Source organism: Armatimonadota bacterium (assembly GCA_016869025.1).
Lineage (GTDB): Bacteria > Sysuimicrobiota > Sysuimicrobiia > Sysuimicrobiales > Humicultoraceae > VGFA01.
In genome coordinates this window covers 127,285-142,028 of record VGFA01000002.1, presented here as the reverse complement: position 1 = coordinate 142,028, position 14,744 = coordinate 127,285, and the positions used below count along the sequence as shown (strand labels likewise).

The window sequence follows — 14,744 nt, the reverse complement described above, 5'->3', positions numbered from 1 at the left end:
CACGTGCGAACCCTCGCGTTGCTGATCGAGTACGACGGCACGCGATACGCGGGCTGGCAGCGCCAGGGCTCCACCCCCACGATCCAGGGCGCGATCGAGGCCGTGGCCGGCTCGATCCTGGATGAGCCCTGCAGGGTGGTCGGCTCCGGCCGCACCGACGCAGGGGTCCACGCGCTTGGGCAGGTGGCGCACCTCTCTACCCGCAGCGCCCTGCCGGTGGAGCGCATCCGGACGGGCCTGAACGCGCTGCTGCCCGACGACATCGTGATCCGCGACGTGCTGGAAGTGGCGCCGACCTTTCACGCGCGCCATGACGCGCGCCTGCGCATCTACCGCTACGCGCTCCTGGCCCGTACCAGGCCCTCGGCGCTGCTGCGTCGATACACACACCACATCGCCGTGCCCCTGGACCTCGAGGCGATGCGCTCCGGCGCCGCGGCGCTGACCGGCAGGCATGACTTCACCGCGTTCCGCGTCGTGGGAACGGCCACGGCGTCTGCGGCCTGCACCGTGTACGCCGTGCGCGTGGAGCGCCGCGGGGACCTGGTCACGGTGACGGTGGCCGCCGACCGGTTCCTGAGGCAGATGGTGCGGCTGATCGTGGGGTCGCTGGTGACGGTGGGGCGCGGCGCGCGGCCGCCCGAGGCGATCGCCGGTATCCTGCGGTCCGGGGACAACCGGCACGCCGGCCCCCCGCTGCCGCCCTGCGGTCTCTACCTCCTGCGCGTTGTCTATGGACCGGAGCACGGCCCCGCGCTGAGCGGGGCAGGGCCTGTGCTATAATCGTCGGGCGGGCCCGTAGCTCAAGTGGCAGAGCAGCGCCCTCATAAGGCGCCGGTTCCTGGATCGAAGCCAGGCGGGCCCACCACAGCACGCCTGGCCGTAGGGGTGAAGTCCTTGGAAGAGCGCGAGAGCACCGGCGTCTTTCATTTCGGCGACCTCACGGCGCAGGACGTGGAGGCGATCCTGAGGTTCGTATACCGCGCGCTTGAGGAGCGGGGCTACGATCCCGTGGACCAGATCGTTGGGTACCTCCTGTCGGGAGATCCGACCTACATCACCAGCCACGGCGACGCGCGGAAGGCCATTCGCCAGGTGGACCGGATACTGCTTCTCGAGGAACTGGTCAAGGCCTACGTGGGAGCCAAGCTGCGCACGGCAACGTCATAGCATCGTACGCGCGAATCTCGCAGGAGGATCATGTCAGTGGAGTTGATTGTCAACGGCGGCCGCCGGTTGCGCGGCGCCGTGAGGGTGGCCGGGGGGAAGAACAGCTCGCTGGCCATCATAGCCGCTTCGGCTCTCGCGCCCGACGTCTCGACCCTGGAGAACGTGCCGCACTGCCGGGACGTCATGACTCTGCTCAACATACTGGAGGCACTGGGCGCCCGCGCATCGCTGGAGAGCGGGCGCCTCACGATTGACGCGCGCGGGCTGAACGGCCACGTGGCACCCTACGACCTTTGCCGGAGCATGCGGGCCTCGTTCTACACCGCCGGGGTCCTGCTCGGGCGGATGGGCCGGGCCCAGGTCCCGCTGCCTGGCGGCTGCTCGATCGGCGCCCGGCCCGTGGACTTCCACCTGCGGGGCTTCACCGCGCTGGGCGCCCGCGTCGTGACAGAGCACGGGTACATGAAGGCCTCGGCGCGGCGGCTGAAGGGCAACACCTTCTACGTGCCCCGCAGCAGCGTCGGTACGACCATAAATCTGATGATGGCTGCCAGCACGGCACGGGGCGCCACCGTTCTCCAGAACGCCGCGCGGGAGCCGGAGGTGGTGGACACCGCGGTCTTCCTGAATCTCATGGGTGCGAGAATCAAGGGAGCCGGCACGGATGCCATCACCATCGAGGGGATAGGGGAGCTGCACGGCAACTCGTATGCGATCATCCCGGACCGCCTTGAGGCCGGGACCTACCTGATGGCCGGTGCCGCCACCGGCGGAGATGTGCTCGTAGAAGGCATGATCCCCGAGCACATAACCGCCCTGTTGGCCAAGATGGAGGAGGCCGGGATAGAGATCATCCGCAACACCGACGGCGTGCGGGCGCGCGCCGGCGACGACCTGCGTGCGGTAGACGTGGACACCGCCCCGTATCCTGGATTCGCCACCGACCTTCACCCTCAGATGGCGGCGCTCCTGACCATGGCCCGAGGCGCGTCCACCATTCGCGAGACCGTGTTCGAGGCGCGGTTCGCCTACACCGACGAACTGCGCCGGATGGGCGCGAACATCAAGGCGGAGGGCGACAGCGTTCACATCACCGGGGTCGAGCGGCTCACCGGCGCGCCGGTCGAGGCGCCGGATATCCGGGGGGGCGCGGCCGTGTTGATCGCGGCCTTGGCCGCCGAGGGAGTAACCGAGATCAGCCGGGTCGAGAACCTGGACCGCGGCTACGAGGGGCTAGAGCGCAAGCTCGCGTTGTTGGGCGCGCAGATCACGCGCGCCGGTTCCGTCGAGTCGCGGGAGGCCGGGTAGGGTAGGCCCACTCCGGGCGACCACATCAAGCGTCCGGGGAGACTACGTCACGCGTTCCTTCGTGGCACGGGCCAGATTGAGCCGGTTGACGTATGAGATGGCCGGCAACTGGCTTATCAGCACCACGATGACAATCGCAACCGCGGCCATCACGTAGGTCCGGGGAAACACCACCGCCTGGAACGAAAAGAGCTCCATCTGCTTCTCTGTTGACCCCGCTTTGATGAAGGCGTCCACAAGCATCCTGCCACCGGGCAGTCCCAGGCACACCCCCATCGCCGCCGTGAGCATGTTCTCCAGCGTAATCATCCCCAGGATCTTCCAGCGGCCGATGCCCAGCGTGCGCATCGTGGCCACCTCGCTGCTCCGTTCCAACACGTTGATGGTTATCATGTTGAAGACCATCGAGAAGGCCAGGGCCATTCCGAACAGGAGCATGATCGCGAAGATGTTTCGCGCCAGGGCCATCATGCTGTCCAGCATCTTGCGCAGGTCGGCGAGGACGTTCACTGCGGCGGCGCCGGGCAGGTTCAGCAGGCGTTCTTTCACCTCCGCTAGGTAGAGCGGATCAACCTTCACGCGCACGCCCGTGATGGCGCCGGGCGGGAGCGAAAGGTCTTCCCGGAACAGCTGCCTTGTTCGGTCCAGGGGCAGGTAGGCCACCGTCCCGATCGACTCCCACACGAACCCGGCCACCCTTGCCGTGCGCTGCACCGGCTCCTGCTCCGCGCGCGTGCGCGGCAGAGAGACGAGAATCGTATCACCCTGCTCGACCCCCAGTTTCGACCGGAGCACCTGGCCAAACAAGAAACCGGCATCGTCCGGGAGCATCTTCTCCCCGCTCTCAGATCGCAGACGGTAGAGCCGGCTTCCGTTTTCGAGGCCCACGAGCAGCGCGGAGTAGGTGCGGTCTCCCTTCCTGAACTCCACGGGCATCTCGAGCGCGCCCTCGGCCCAGATGACCCCAGGCCAGCTCCGCACGGTGTTGACCACACCCCGGTCCTGGTAGAGCGCGAACTCGACCCGGATGTCGTCGTAGAGGGTGTCGTGGATCCAGCGGTTCATTGCCTCTTCAGATGAATCCAGCAACCCCTGGGAGACCATGATCAGCGATATCCCCGCCGCGACGCCAAAGACCGTGGATACGGTCCGCCGTGGGTGGCGGAAGACGTTGCGCAGCGGGATGCGCCAGGCCAGTGCCATCGTCCCCAGCCCCGGTATTACCCTGTCGAGCGGGACGACGCGTCCTGTGGCGGGCACCGCGGCTCGGAGGGCCTCGGCCGGACTGATCCGCGCGGCCGCGCGGGCGGGCAGGACGCCGGCCGCCAGGCAGACCCCGGTTCCTATGAGGAACCCGAAGAGCAGCGCACCCCAGCGGGGCACGAGCAGGACGTAGGGGAGGGACAGGAACGAGGCGTAACCGCGGGTGGCCCACCCTGAGAGCCAGAACCCCAATGCGCTGCCCAGCAGGCTTCCCAGCGCGCCGATGAGCAGCGAGGCAGACAGGTAGTGCAGGACGACCCTCTGCCGCGAGAAGCCTATCGCCATCAGCATCCCTATAACGGGTCGCTGCATGTGGACCATGCGCGTCAGCAGCGTGTAGACCGTGAGACCGGCGACGCTGAGGAAGAGGGACGGGAACAGGACGGAGTAGGCCTGGAACCCCTGCAGGTCCTGTTCAAGGAGCTGGTGGCTGGGCTGGTCTTCTCGGGGCACCGGTTCCTCGGCCCCGTAGACGTCGAGCAGCCTCTTCGCTTCCCGCATGATCGCAGGCCCGCGCTGAGGATCAGCAATGGTGGCCACGATGTGATTCACCAGCCCCGGCTTGCCCACGAGCGGCCCGAGGACATCGCCGGACACGAACATCACCCCGAAGGACTCGGGGAAGGGCATGAGGTCCTGCTTGCTGCGGACGACATACAGGTACTCCGGGCTCATGGCTATCCCGGCGATCAGGAACCTCACCCGGGCCCCTGCGCGCTCGATCTCAATAGTGTCTCCGGGGCGGAGCTTGTGGTGCTTCGCGAAGCTGCTCTCCAGTACTATCTCGCGCGCGGTCCGGGTGGAGAGATACCGTCCCCGGGCGATGAACAGGTTGTTGACGGACGGCCGGCGATCGGCCGGGACGGAGATGAGCCTTCCTATCAGCTTCTTCGTGGACCGCCCGGGGATCTTGATCACGACGTCCTCGACGAGCCGTCCCTCGACCGCCTTGACGCCAGGGATCCGCCGCACCCGGTCCGTGACCCGCTCCGGTGCGGCGTGAAACGATATCCCGAAATCCTCGAACTGCAGACGATCGTAGGAATACCGGTACGAAGCGTCCAGGTTCCCGTACGACATGTACGCGGCGCCGTAGAAGGTGACGCCCAGCATCACCGTGAAGCCCACGGCAAGGTACTGCCAGCGCGACTGCCAAAGGTCTCTGACCAGCTTCAGCGCGAGCAGCGACATCTCACCACTTCAGTTCCATTGGATCCATCGGCGCAGGGTTCTCCTGTCGCGAGTCCACGGCGCCGCTGCGCAGGCGGATCACCTGATCGGCCATTGACGCGATCGCCGAGTTGTGCGTGACCAGCAGCACGGTGCGGCCCTCGGAGCGGTTTATCTCGCCGATCACCTGGAGGATCCTGCGGCCTGTCTCGTGGTCGAGTTCTCCGGTGGGCTCGTCGCAGAGAAGAATCGGGGGGTTCTTCACGAGGGCCCTGGCAATCGCGACCCTCTGCTGCTCTCCGCCGCTCAGCTCCCCGGGGAAGTGGGCTGCACGCTCGCCCAGGCCTACGGCGTCGAGGACCTCATCGGTGTCCCTGGGATTGCGGACGAGCTCGGCGGCGAGTTCCACGTTCTCTCGTGCGGTGAGCGTGGGGATGAGGTTGAAGAACTGGAACACGAAGCCGATGCGGTCCCTCCTGTACGCCGTGAGCTCGGAGTCGCCGAACCGCGTGATATCCGTGCCCCCAACCAGGACGCGGCCGGAGGTGGGGACGTCAATGCCTCCCACGAGATTCAGGACGGTCGTCTTGCCTGATCCGCTCGGGCCCAGTATGACCACAAGCTCTCCCTGGTGGACATCAAGGTCAACCTCGCGGAGGGCGTGGACCTCGACCTCGCCCATCCGGTAGACTTTGGAGACCCGTTCCAGCCTGACCAGGAGCGCGTCACCCTGCGCCACGTTACCCAGCGGCGTGTTACCCAGCGGCATGTCAGGAGCCCCCGCTCCGCGTGACCCGAACGCGCCGGCCATCTTGCAGGCCGTCCTTGCCCTTGACGACGACGTGATCTCCTTCTTTCAACCCCTCCAGTATCTCCGCGGCGTCGTGGGTCGTGTACCCTATCTTGACCTCGCGCAGGCGCGCGGTGCCGTCTTCCACCAGGAAGACCATGTTGCGGTTCTCGCGAAAGAGCAGCGCATCGGCGGGCACCGAGAGCGCCGCGGTCGCGATCGTGCCCTCTCCTTCCACGTCCACCTCCAGCCCGGGCCTGAGCACGTCCGAGCCCTCCAGGAGCTTGACCTTGATCCTCACGATCCGAGTGCGCAGTGCCGCATCCTGCTTCAGCTCCGCCTGCGGGGCGAGCTCCTCGATGCGCCCGCGGAACCGGCGGCCCGGATAGGCCGGTGCCGTGATCGTGACTTCCTTGGATCTCTGGGCCTTGGCAGCGTCTTCGTCGGCCACGTCTGACGTGACCCAAAGATCGGCCGGATCGAACAGCGTAACGACCGGAAGGCCCGGTGAGACCAGTTCCCCGACCTCCACGGCAACGCGGCTGACAACGCCGCCAAACGGTGCCCGCAGGGTGGCCGAGGCCAGCAGGGCGGTGGCGGCTTCCACCGCGGCTTCTGCCTGCGCCACCCTGGCACGGGCCATCTCGGCATCGGCCTCCCGCAGGAGAACCTCGCCGCGGGCGCTTCTTGCCGCTTCAGCCCCTGCCCTGGCCGCCTCCACCTGGGCTCTGGCCGCGGCCTGCTCCTCGAGCCGCGCTCCTGCCTTGATCATGTCAAGCGCCTCACCGGCCGCGCGGAACTGCGCACGCGCCACCTCATGGCGCGCCTCCGCCTCGTCGAGATCCGCCCGGGAGATCGCTCCCCGGGCGTGCAGATCGCGGGCGCGCCTGAGTGCCCCTTCCGCGGCCGTGAGGTTTGCCCGCGCCTGCTCCACCTGCTGTTGGGCCTGGGCCACCTCCTGGGGCCGGGCCCCGGAGAGCACCTGCTGGAGCTGAGCCTGAGCCGCTCTCAGCAGGGCCTCTGCCTGCGCCTCCCGGGCCTCGATCTGCTGTCGGGTGAGCGCCACCGCGGCTTCTGCCTGCTTCACTCCTGTTCGCGCGGCGCGCAGCGCGGATGCGGCTTCGCTGAGACCGGCGCGCAGGTCACGGTCGTCGAGCTCCAGGAGTATCCCCCCGGACTTGACCGGCTGGCCCTCCCTGACAGGAATCGCCTCGACCCGGGCCGCGATCTTGGGCGCAATGTTCACGGTCTTTCCCTTGACGACGCCGTCGGCAGTGAACGACGCGGTCATGGGGCCTCGGATGACCCTGGCCACCTCCACCTGGGCCGGTCCGCCTGATCGTGACCACATGGAGTAGCCCACCAGGACTGAGATCACCAGAACGATGCCGACAACGACCTTCCAGCGCTTCATCGGACACCTCGTATCTGCGGCAATGGGAGCCCTCCAACCAGCGCATCTGCGGGCTGAATCGCGCGCCGCCAGGGCCGCAGCGGTCGGTCTGTGTCTGGATTCGCGGGGCATGTTGCAGGGGCCTGCAGGGATCAGGCGACGATCGTGGTGGGCGAGGAGGGTCTCGAACCCCCGACCTCCTCTGTGTAAGAGAGGCGCTCTTCCGCTGAGCTACTCGCCCGCTGCGCCAGTATATCATGCCGGATATCCTGTGGATAAGCTGCTGGCATGCGCATCCCAGACGGCCTATGAAGTCAAATATCCCTCACTTTTCTGGATCGGATGGGCCTTAGGGCCCCAGTTCGCAGGGGAAACCCGGTCGCAGGGCGAATTTCCCTCAACAAGCACCATGGCACGGTCGAAGGGATCCCAGAAAGGGGGTCCCGCCGGACGGTGCCGACCAAGCCGAGGTGAACCCTGGTGAAGAAACAGACGCCCGCTCAGCTCGAAGCGATTCAGCGGCTGATGCAGATGGCCGACACCCCGCAGAACCTCGAGGCCATGCAGTACGTGGTGTTCCAGTTCGACTTCAGGGACTTCGATCAGTTCATCATTGAGTGCCCACCGGGCAGCATCCGCTTCAACAACCTGCTCAGGATGGCCGTATTCTGCGACAACGTCGGGTTCCTGGTGGAGGCCGGCGTGGTGGACCGCGAGGCGGTCTTCGAGTTGTTCCCCATCCCCTGGGCGAAGGTTGAGCCGGTAATTCAGGGCATGCGCAAGGATCTAGACTGGCCGGACACCTTCGACTATTTCGAGCGTCTGGGGCGCGAATACATGAAGTGGTGGGAGGCCAAGCGGAAGCGGCTCAACGTCCCGCCTGCTTCGCCCGAGTTGGGCGGCGTCCCCCGGTCCCTGCTCCTGGCTAAGCCGCGGCCGCCGGTCCCAGCCAGGCCGGCCCCGCCTCCCCGCCCTGCCCCGCCTTCCCGAGCAGGACTACCGGTTCCTGCGACGGGCCGCGCACCGCAGCCCGCGCTCCCGGTGGCGCCAGCCAGGGCCGTGGAGGAGAAGCCGAAGACCCTCAGGGTGAAGACCCCTTCCAAGCCCGTCAAGATCGTCAGCAAGGAGAGGAGGGGCCAGCAATCCAAGCCGAAGGCACGTCCCAAGGCCGCGCAGGCAAGAAAGAGATAGCGACACGGCCGTTGCTGTCATCTGGCAGCGGCGGCGACAACGGCGCGATAGGGCGCTCCTCGCCAGACTCCGCAGGGGTGTTGTGTGGCCGTATACCAGCTCTATGACCTCCAACAGCTCGATACGGCCATCGTCCGAACCACTGCCCTTAGGGCAGGCCTTGATGACGGCACCGCGCAGCGGGCAACGGTTGCCGCGGCGGCCCAGGAACTGGTTGACCTGGAGAGCCGGCTGGCCGCCTGCCATGCACGGCTGCGCGCACTGGACCTCGAACTGCGGTCCCTGCTGGCGAAGCGCGGCAAGTTCGACGCCGAACTCTACAGCGGTCGCATTGGCAATCCGAAGGAGCTGGCCGCGATTCAGGAAGAGATAGGCGCGCTGGACCGTCTGAAGGCCGGCATCGAGGACGAGACGCTGTCGGTAATGGAGCAGGTCGAGCAGGCCGAGCCCGCGGCGCGCAGGGCCGAGGCCACCCTGGTGGCAAATCAGGCCGCGCTGGCCCAGCAAGAGGCCGCTTTCATCGCGGCGACGGCAGCGGCCGACGGCGAGATTGCGGATCTCGTGGCCAGGCGGTCGGCGCTCGCGGCTCAGATTGACGAATTCCTACTGAGGAGATACGAGCGGTTGAGGGAGCACAAGGCGGGCCTGGCAGTAGTGGCGGTCACCCGCGGGATCTGTGACGGCTGCCACGTTGCTATTCCGGAGGGGCGGCTGCAGCGGATCGCCGGGGATCCCGATGCCCTCGCGGCCTGCGACGGCTGTGGACGGCTGCTCGTGGTTCGGACATGAAGAAGCTCCGGCTGTTCATTGATGGCGCCTCGCGAGGTAATCCCGGTCCCTCGGCCATCGGTATAGTGGTGCAGGACAGCCGGGGCCGGGTGGTTGCCGAGGTTGCCGAGGCCCTGGGGAAGGCCACGAACAACGTGGCAGAATACGAAGCGCTGCTCCGTGCTCTCCAGGAAGCCCGCGCGCGAGGGGCGGACGAGGTCGAGATATTGGCGGACAGCGACCTGCTGGTCCGGCAGGTCGCCGGCACCTACAAGGTGAGGAGTGCCAATCTGGCGCCCCTGCACAGGGCTGCGCTCAGCGCGCTTGCCGGCTTCCGAAAGTGGCACGTCACGCACATCCCCCGCGGCCGGAACACCGCGGCCGATGCCCTGGCCAATCGCGCTCTCGACGGCCTTACGCCGCAGGGATTTCTGCCCTGTGCCCCGGACGCTGCAGCAGGCCTGCGCTCGGAGCTCGCCCGCCTCTCGGGCCGGCTGGACGGGGTGCTCGGCGTAGGCGTCAAGACGGTCTGCGACGGCCAGGAGATCTTCCTCGAGCCCGACCGGCCCTTCCCAACGGCCAGCGTGTTCAAGATCCCGGTGCTGATCGAGCTGCTGCTGCAGGCAGAGGAGGGACGCCTCCGCCTCGACGATACGGTGACCGTTGCCGAGGAGATGAAATCCCCGGGCTCCGGTGTCCTGAAGGAACTGACTTCTTCCCCGGCGCTCAGCGTTGCGGACCTGGCGATGCTGATGGTCATCATCAGCGACAACACCGCCACCGATATCCTGGTAGATCTGGTAGGCAAGGAGGCCATCAATCAGCGGCTGGCGTCGTGGGGATTCTCGGTGACGCGCGTGCCCATGAGCTGCCGCGAGCTGCTCTTTGAGCTGGCAGGGCGCCCGGCAGGCCCCTTCACGCCGGAGGCGCGTCTCGAGGTGGAGCAGATCCTAAAGTCGCGCGAGCGGTCGTTTGTCGGCCGCGCCTATTCCGACTTCGACAACGACCTCACCACGCCCCGCGAGATGGTCCGGCTGCTCGAGATGCTGGTGTCCGACGGGCCGCTCTCCGCCGGCGTCAAGGAGCGGGCCCTGCACTTCATGGGACGCCAGCAGGTACGCGACCGGCTGCCGCTGCACCTGCCGCCGGGTACTGAGATCGCCCACAAGACCGGCTCGATCGCCGGGGTTCGCAACGACGCCGGGATACTGTTCGTGGCACGCGGCCCGGTGCTGGTCTGCGCCTTCACCCGCGATCTAGCGGACGACCAGGCCGGAGCAGCCGCGGTTGCCGAGGTCGGCCGGCTGGTGCATGCTGCCCTCGCCTGAGCGCGCCGCGCTATTGGGGACCGACGCGTGACAGACCCGGTTGGTTCTGGCCGGACGCGGCGCCTGCCCTGGGCGCTCACCGCCCTCGCGCTGTGCGCGGCCCTGGCCCTCCCTCCGGCCCTCTTCGCCCAGGGGCAGGTCTTCTTCGACGTAGGGCAGGGTGTCCACAGGGCGATCGCCCTACAGTTTCGGGAAGCGGTCGCGGCCGCGCTTCCTTTGATGGACAGCCATCTGGGCCTGGGGCTGGCGGGCGTTCCCGTCCGCTACGTGCTCGTCGCCGACAAGCCCGCGCTCCTCGAGTGGTATGTTGCGCAACTTGGTCTGACGCGGGAGCAGGCGGAGCCCATGCTATGGGCCACGGGGCGCGTCATCAGGCACCGGACCGGCAACTTCGTGGTCACCCGCCTGGACGGATTCGGACGGTCCGGACCGGATCGCGCCACCATCCTCCGCCACGTGACACACGAGCTCGCGCACGTCGCTCAGGGAGCGGTCAAGTGGTGTCCCGCGGTGGTCCCTTCGTGGGTCACGGAGGGCTGGGCAGAGTGGGCCGGCCTGAGAGCAGTCAATCTGGAAGGGCTGCGGCCGTACGCACAGCAGCGCGCCGAGCGGATCGCGGTCATGCGCGCCGCATTCGACCGCACGCTGTTTCCCACCCTTGTCCAGCTGGATCGCAAGGAATGGGCGCGGCTGGCGCAGGCCAGGGGCCCCTCAGCGACCTACGGCGCATCGCTCCTGGCTGTCGAGCGGCTCATCGAGCGAGGCGGCGGACGCGAATCGCTGGACGCCTACTGCCTCTCTGCCCGCACCGAAGGGCGCTGGGCCTCCTTCGAGCGCGTCTTCGGCGTAAGCGAGCCGGACTATGCGCTTGAGTTCATGCGGTTCATTCGGGAGTTGCTGAGCAAGTAGCGGTTTGACCCCCTCCCAGGACCGGTGCTACGATCAAGCCGGGAGCAGGCCGGGCGGTCGCGGCGCGTGAGCGTCGAGGAAAGTCCGGGCTCCGCAGGGCAGGGTGCCGGGTAATCCCCGGCGGGGGCGACCCCAGGGAGAGTGCCACAGAAACATACCGCCTGACGGCTACGTCCGTCGGGTAAGGGTGAAACGGCGGGGCAAGAGCCCGCCGGCGGCCTGGTGACAGGCCGGCCAGGCAAACCCCACCCGGAGCAAGGCCAGATAGGGGGAGATGAGGCGGCCCGCTGATCCCCGGGTAGGCCGCTCGAGGTCCCGGGCAACCGGTGATCCCAGAGAGATGACAGCCGCGCCGAGGCACCGCGAGGTACCCCGGCGCACAGAACCCGGCTTACAGGCCTGCTCCCCTGATTATCGGTTCCCCCGGCCGCGGGGACACGTCCGTGGCGACTACGGATAGATCAGGTACGGACTCCGCAGCATCTGGAACCGCCGCAAATGCGGCTCCCATCGCGCTGCGATCGCCGTCGCCGGAGCGCCCCGCAGGATGGCCTTGCGCACGCTGCTGGTTCCCCACACGAAGTCGAACATGTACCTGCCGCCCCGCGGGACGAACTGCAGTGTCGGGCCGTGGAGCCGCCTGATCTCGTAGAGGATGTGGACCGCGGTGGTCGCCGGCTTGAAGCGGAGCGGATCGGTCAGCACTAGGCGGACCCCGCGCAGCGTACTCTCTCCCCGCACGAACTCGTACGGCTCAAACGCCACGCCGCTCAGTCCGACGGCGTTCAACCGCGATGCCAGCCGCCCGGCGTGCAGCCAGGGGCTGATCACGACCTCAAACGGGTGTGGAGTGCCGATGCCGGCGGAGAGGTTCGTTCCGTCCAGAACGCCCGTGGCAGCGTAGTAGAACGGGGTTGTCATCGTCGGGATATTGGGCGACGGCCGCACCCAAGGCAGGCCGGTCTCTCCCCAGACCGTGCGGCGCGACCAGCCCTGCATCGGCACCACGGTGAGCTGCGCGTTGATCTCGAACATCCAGTTGAAGAGCTGGGCCAGCTCCCCCATCGTCATGCCGTGCACCAGCGGTATCGGATACATGCCAATGAACGACCTGTAGGCGGGTTCCAGCACCGGCCCATCGAGTTGCAGGCCTCCCTGCGGGTTGGGCCGGTCGAGGACCACAACGGGTTTGCCCGCTTCACGCGCCGCCTGCAACACTAACGCCATCGTGGAGGCGTAGGTGTAGGCCCGCGCGCCGACGTCTTGAAGATCAATCACGAAGGTATCCACGCCTGCCATCATCTCGGGCGTGGGCCGGCGCGTCGCGTTGTAGAGACTGTAGACCGGCACACGGCCGGCAAGATCCGGAACCGAGTGGCCGGCCGGGATCGTTCCGGAGACCCCATGCTCCGGGGCGAACAGGGCGCTGACCGTAAACCGCGGGTCCCGCAGGAGCGCGTTCGAGGTGGACTCCCCGCTGCTTGTCAGGCCGGCGGCGTGCGTTACCAGCCCGATGCGGCGTCCCTGCAGGAGCCCCGGCGTGTCCAGGAGAACATCCACGCCGGGCCGCGTCAGGCCTGCCGGCTGCGCTTCGGTGTGCCCGGTGTAAGAGGGAGCGACCAGTAGGAGCAGCAAGATCAAGAGGACGGCCGCGTGTTCTCGCATGGTCGTCCTAGAATTCGGGTCCGGGGCGCCGATTCCTTGGCGGCCCCGCGATTCGATACACCGGTGGGCTGGGCCGGCAGTCCGCCACCTCTGAGGCGGACCTGTGTCCAGGGCCACGACACCCCCTAGCAGCGAGGAGTCCCGGGGCGGGTTCCTGGCGCTCATGCGCCACCGTAACTACGGGCTGCTGTGGAGCGGTCAGCTCATCTCCCAGGTGGGAGACCGGTTCCACTGGGTGGCCATTTCCCTCTGGGTGTACGCGCAGACAGGGTCGGCTCTCTCTGTCTCCTACGCGATCACCGCGCTGATGGTCGCGCCGGCACTGGTCGGGTTCTATGCCGGAACGGTGGTTGATCGTCTCGACCGCCGCAGGATACTGATCGCGGCCGATCTGGTGCGCGCCGGCCTTGTCGCCGCCATTCCGTGGCTCATGCAGCAGGGAATCGCGTGGGTGTACCTTGACCTGTTTCTCATCTCATCGGCGTCGGCGTTCTTCAGGCCGGCGATGTTCGCCGCGATCCCTCAGTCCGTGCCCAGGCCGCGGTTGCTGCAGGCGAACGCCTTCTTTGCCTCCATGGACTCGAGCACAGAGGTATTCGGGCCTGCGCTGGCCGGGCTGGTGGTGGCAAAGTTCGGGTACGCTTCGGCCATGTACATAGATGCGGTCAGCTACCTCGTGTCAGCCCTGTTCGTCTCGGGGCTGTCACTCCCGAGGCAGGAGCCGAGTGCGAGCGATGCGCGGACCGCAGCCCGCCCGGGAACGCTGCGGTCCATCCGGGAGGGCCTGAGGTACATCCGGGGAGACCGGGTGCAGGTTGCCCTGCTGGGGTTTCTCCTGGCCGGGTTCTGGGTCGCCGGATTGAATTCGCTTCAGACACCGCTGGCCAAGGGCGTGCTCGGCATCACCGACGACCAGTTCGGCTGGTTCCAAAGCATCTGGGGGGTCGGCTTCATCGGATCGTCACTGCTGCTGGGCTGGTACGGCGGCCGGTTTCCCAAAGGCCACGCGATCGTGTTCGCTTATCTACTGTGGGCGGCGGCCGCAGGCGTGATGGGACTGAGCCCCAACTACGGGGTGCTCGTGGTGACCGGGTTCTGGGTCGGCTTCGCCAACATGCTGCTCTTCGTGAACGTCTCGACCATCTTGATGGAGCACACGCCACCAGACAAGATCGGACGCGTGATCACCACGCGGCAGGTCATGGTGGCGCTCATACGGGTAATAGCCCTCCTGGGGTTTGGGTGGCTGGCGGATGTGATCGGCGTGAGGCCGGCGATCCTGATGATGGCCGGTGTCTCCTTTGTAGGCACCCTGGCGGCCACCATCAAGTTCCCGGAGCTGTGGCGGTATCGGTCCCCGACAGCGCCGCCTCCAGAGGAAGGCGTCGTCGTCCGCCGGCCCGCACCGCCGGCCCCCCCCGGACTCGTCGTGCACTACCTCGAAGCCCACACCGACTCCGAGTTCGTGGTCGCGGAGCAGCGGTGGCTGAACGCCGCGTCTCTGCTCATAGTCGGCGTGGGGTGGGTGGCGCTGCTGGTCACCATGCCCGTCCAGGCGCTGGGGATCGCGGCCGCCGTTGCCGGGGCCATCGGTGGGGCCGGCCTGGTGCGCGCCGCCGCACAGCATCTGAAGCCAATGATGGAGGAGCGGGAGCGCCGGGGGTCAGGGCCGGCTTCCTAGACGGGGCAGAAGGAAAACCAGGGAAGGAGGCGAATAAGAGCGTTTACCGGACCGACAGCATAGCAAGCGCGACACTCCACGTCGCAAAGTGAATACGAAGCCCTCAGG

General features: G+C 67.3%; 12 protein-coding genes, 2 tRNA genes and 1 other RNA gene. 10 read left to right on the top strand and 5 right to left on the bottom strand.

Annotated elements, in window-relative coordinates; all coding sequences use genetic code 11:
• The first annotated feature begins 3 nt into the window (after positions 1 to 3).
• The 4 genes from truA (at position 4) to murA (ending at position 2,478) form a co-directional block, all read left to right on the top strand.
• Complete coding sequence (truA, locus tag FJX73_01970) at positions 4 to 783, top strand: tRNA pseudouridine(38-40) synthase TruA (GenBank protein MBM3469547.1); 780 nt, start codon at positions 4 to 6, stop codon at positions 781 to 783.
• Positions 784 to 792: 9 nt separating this feature from the next.
• A tRNA-Met gene (locus tag FJX73_01965) sits at positions 793 to 868 on the top strand.
• A gap of 29 nt (positions 869 to 897) precedes the next feature.
• Positions 898 to 1,170, top strand: a complete 273-nt coding sequence (locus FJX73_01960) for an IreB family regulatory phosphoprotein (protein ID MBM3469546.1) — start codon at positions 898 to 900, stop codon at positions 1,168 to 1,170.
• 30 nt (positions 1,171 to 1,200) lie between these two features.
• Positions 1,201 to 2,478, top strand: a complete 1,278-nt coding sequence (murA, locus tag FJX73_01955; GenBank protein ID MBM3469545.1) for a UDP-N-acetylglucosamine 1-carboxyvinyltransferase — start codon at positions 1,201 to 1,203, stop codon at positions 2,476 to 2,478.
• Positions 2,479 to 2,520: 42 nt separating this feature from the next.
• On the opposite strand, the gene FJX73_01950 is transcribed toward murA, so the two are convergent.
• The 4 genes from FJX73_01950 to FJX73_01935 form a co-directional block, all read right to left on the bottom strand.
• Entirely contained in the window at positions 2,521 to 4,932 is a 2,412-nt protein-coding gene (locus FJX73_01950) for an FtsX-like permease family protein (protein MBM3469544.1), read from the bottom strand.
• Between the two features lies 1 nt (position 4,933).
• Positions 4,934 to 5,680, bottom strand: coding sequence for an ABC transporter ATP-binding protein (locus tag FJX73_01945; protein MBM3469543.1), 747 nt, complete (start codon positions 5,678 to 5,680; stop codon positions 4,934 to 4,936).
• 1 nt (position 5,681) lies between these two features.
• Complete coding sequence (locus FJX73_01940) at positions 5,682 to 7,226, bottom strand: efflux RND transporter periplasmic adaptor subunit (GenBank protein ID MBM3469542.1); 1,545 nt, start codon at positions 7,224 to 7,226, stop codon at positions 5,682 to 5,684.
• Positions 7,227 to 7,260: 34 nt separating this feature from the next.
• Positions 7,261 to 7,335: transfer RNA gene (locus FJX73_01935), tRNA-Val, on the bottom strand.
• Between the two features lie 239 nt (positions 7,336 to 7,574).
• On the opposite strand from FJX73_01935, the gene FJX73_01930 reads away from it, so the two are divergent.
• The 5 genes from FJX73_01930 to rnpB all read left to right on the top strand — a co-directional run bounded on the left by FJX73_01930 (position 7,575) and on the right by rnpB (position 11,700).
• Complete coding sequence (locus FJX73_01930) at positions 7,575 to 8,285, top strand: hypothetical protein (GenBank protein ID MBM3469541.1); 711 nt, start codon at positions 7,575 to 7,577, stop codon at positions 8,283 to 8,285.
• A gap of 84 nt (positions 8,286 to 8,369) precedes the next feature.
• Positions 8,370 to 9,074, top strand: coding sequence for a hypothetical protein (locus FJX73_01925; GenBank protein MBM3469540.1), 705 nt, complete (start codon positions 8,370 to 8,372; stop codon positions 9,072 to 9,074).
• Complete coding sequence (locus FJX73_01920) at positions 9,071 to 10,381, top strand: reverse transcriptase-like protein (GenBank protein ID MBM3469539.1); 1,311 nt, start codon at positions 9,071 to 9,073, stop codon at positions 10,379 to 10,381. The genes FJX73_01925 and FJX73_01920 overlap by 4 nt, the downstream gene beginning before the upstream one ends.
• A gap of 27 nt (positions 10,382 to 10,408) precedes the next feature.
• On the top strand, positions 10,409 to 11,290 hold the full coding sequence (locus FJX73_01915) for a hypothetical protein (protein ID MBM3469538.1): 882 nt from the start codon (positions 10,409 to 10,411) through the stop codon (positions 11,288 to 11,290).
• Between the two features lie 41 nt (positions 11,291 to 11,331).
• An RNA gene (rnpB, locus tag FJX73_01910) (RNase P RNA component class A) lies at positions 11,332 to 11,700 on the top strand.
• A gap of 40 nt (positions 11,701 to 11,740) precedes the next feature.
• Here rnpB and FJX73_01905 read toward each other — a convergent pair.
• On the bottom strand, positions 11,741 to 13,120 hold the full coding sequence (locus FJX73_01905; GenBank protein ID MBM3469537.1) for a DUF1343 domain-containing protein: 1,380 nt from the start codon (positions 13,118 to 13,120) through the stop codon (positions 11,741 to 11,743).
• Between FJX73_01905 and FJX73_01900 the strand changes: the two genes are divergently transcribed.
• The gene (locus FJX73_01900; protein ID MBM3469536.1) at positions 13,119 to 14,636 is read left to right on the top strand and encodes an MFS transporter; all 1,518 of its coding nucleotides are present in this window, start codon (positions 13,119 to 13,121) and stop codon (positions 14,634 to 14,636) included. The genes FJX73_01905 and FJX73_01900 overlap by 2 nt on opposite strands.
• The last annotated feature ends 108 nt before the right edge of the window (positions 14,637 to 14,744 follow it).

Excerpts from the sequence above, each read along its gene's own strand:
- FJX73_01920 (MBM3469539.1), top strand. The coding sequence starts at position 9,071 with ATGAAGAAGCTCCGGCTGTTCATTGATGGCGCCTCGCGAGGTAATCCC.
- FJX73_01900 (MBM3469536.1), top strand. The coding sequence starts at position 13,119 with ATGCGCCACCGTAACTACGGGCTGCTGTGGAGCGGTCAGCTCATCTCC.
- FJX73_01905 (MBM3469537.1), bottom strand. The coding sequence starts at position 13,120 with ATGAGCGCCAGGAACCCGCCCCGGGACTCCTCGCTGCTAGGGGGTGTC.
- murA (MBM3469545.1), top strand. The coding sequence starts at position 1,201 with ATGTCAGTGGAGTTGATTGTCAACGGCGGCCGCCGGTTGCGCGGCGCC.
- FJX73_01945 (MBM3469543.1), bottom strand. The coding sequence starts at position 5,680 with ATGCCGCTGGGTAACACGCCGCTGGGTAACGTGGCGCAGGGTGACGCG.
- FJX73_01950 (MBM3469544.1), bottom strand. The coding sequence starts at position 4,932 with ATGTCGCTGCTCGCGCTGAAGCTGGTCAGAGACCTTTGGCAGTCGCGC.
- FJX73_01940 (MBM3469542.1), bottom strand. The coding sequence starts at position 7,226 with ATGCCCCGCGAATCCAGACACAGACCGACCGCTGCGGCCCTGGCGGCG.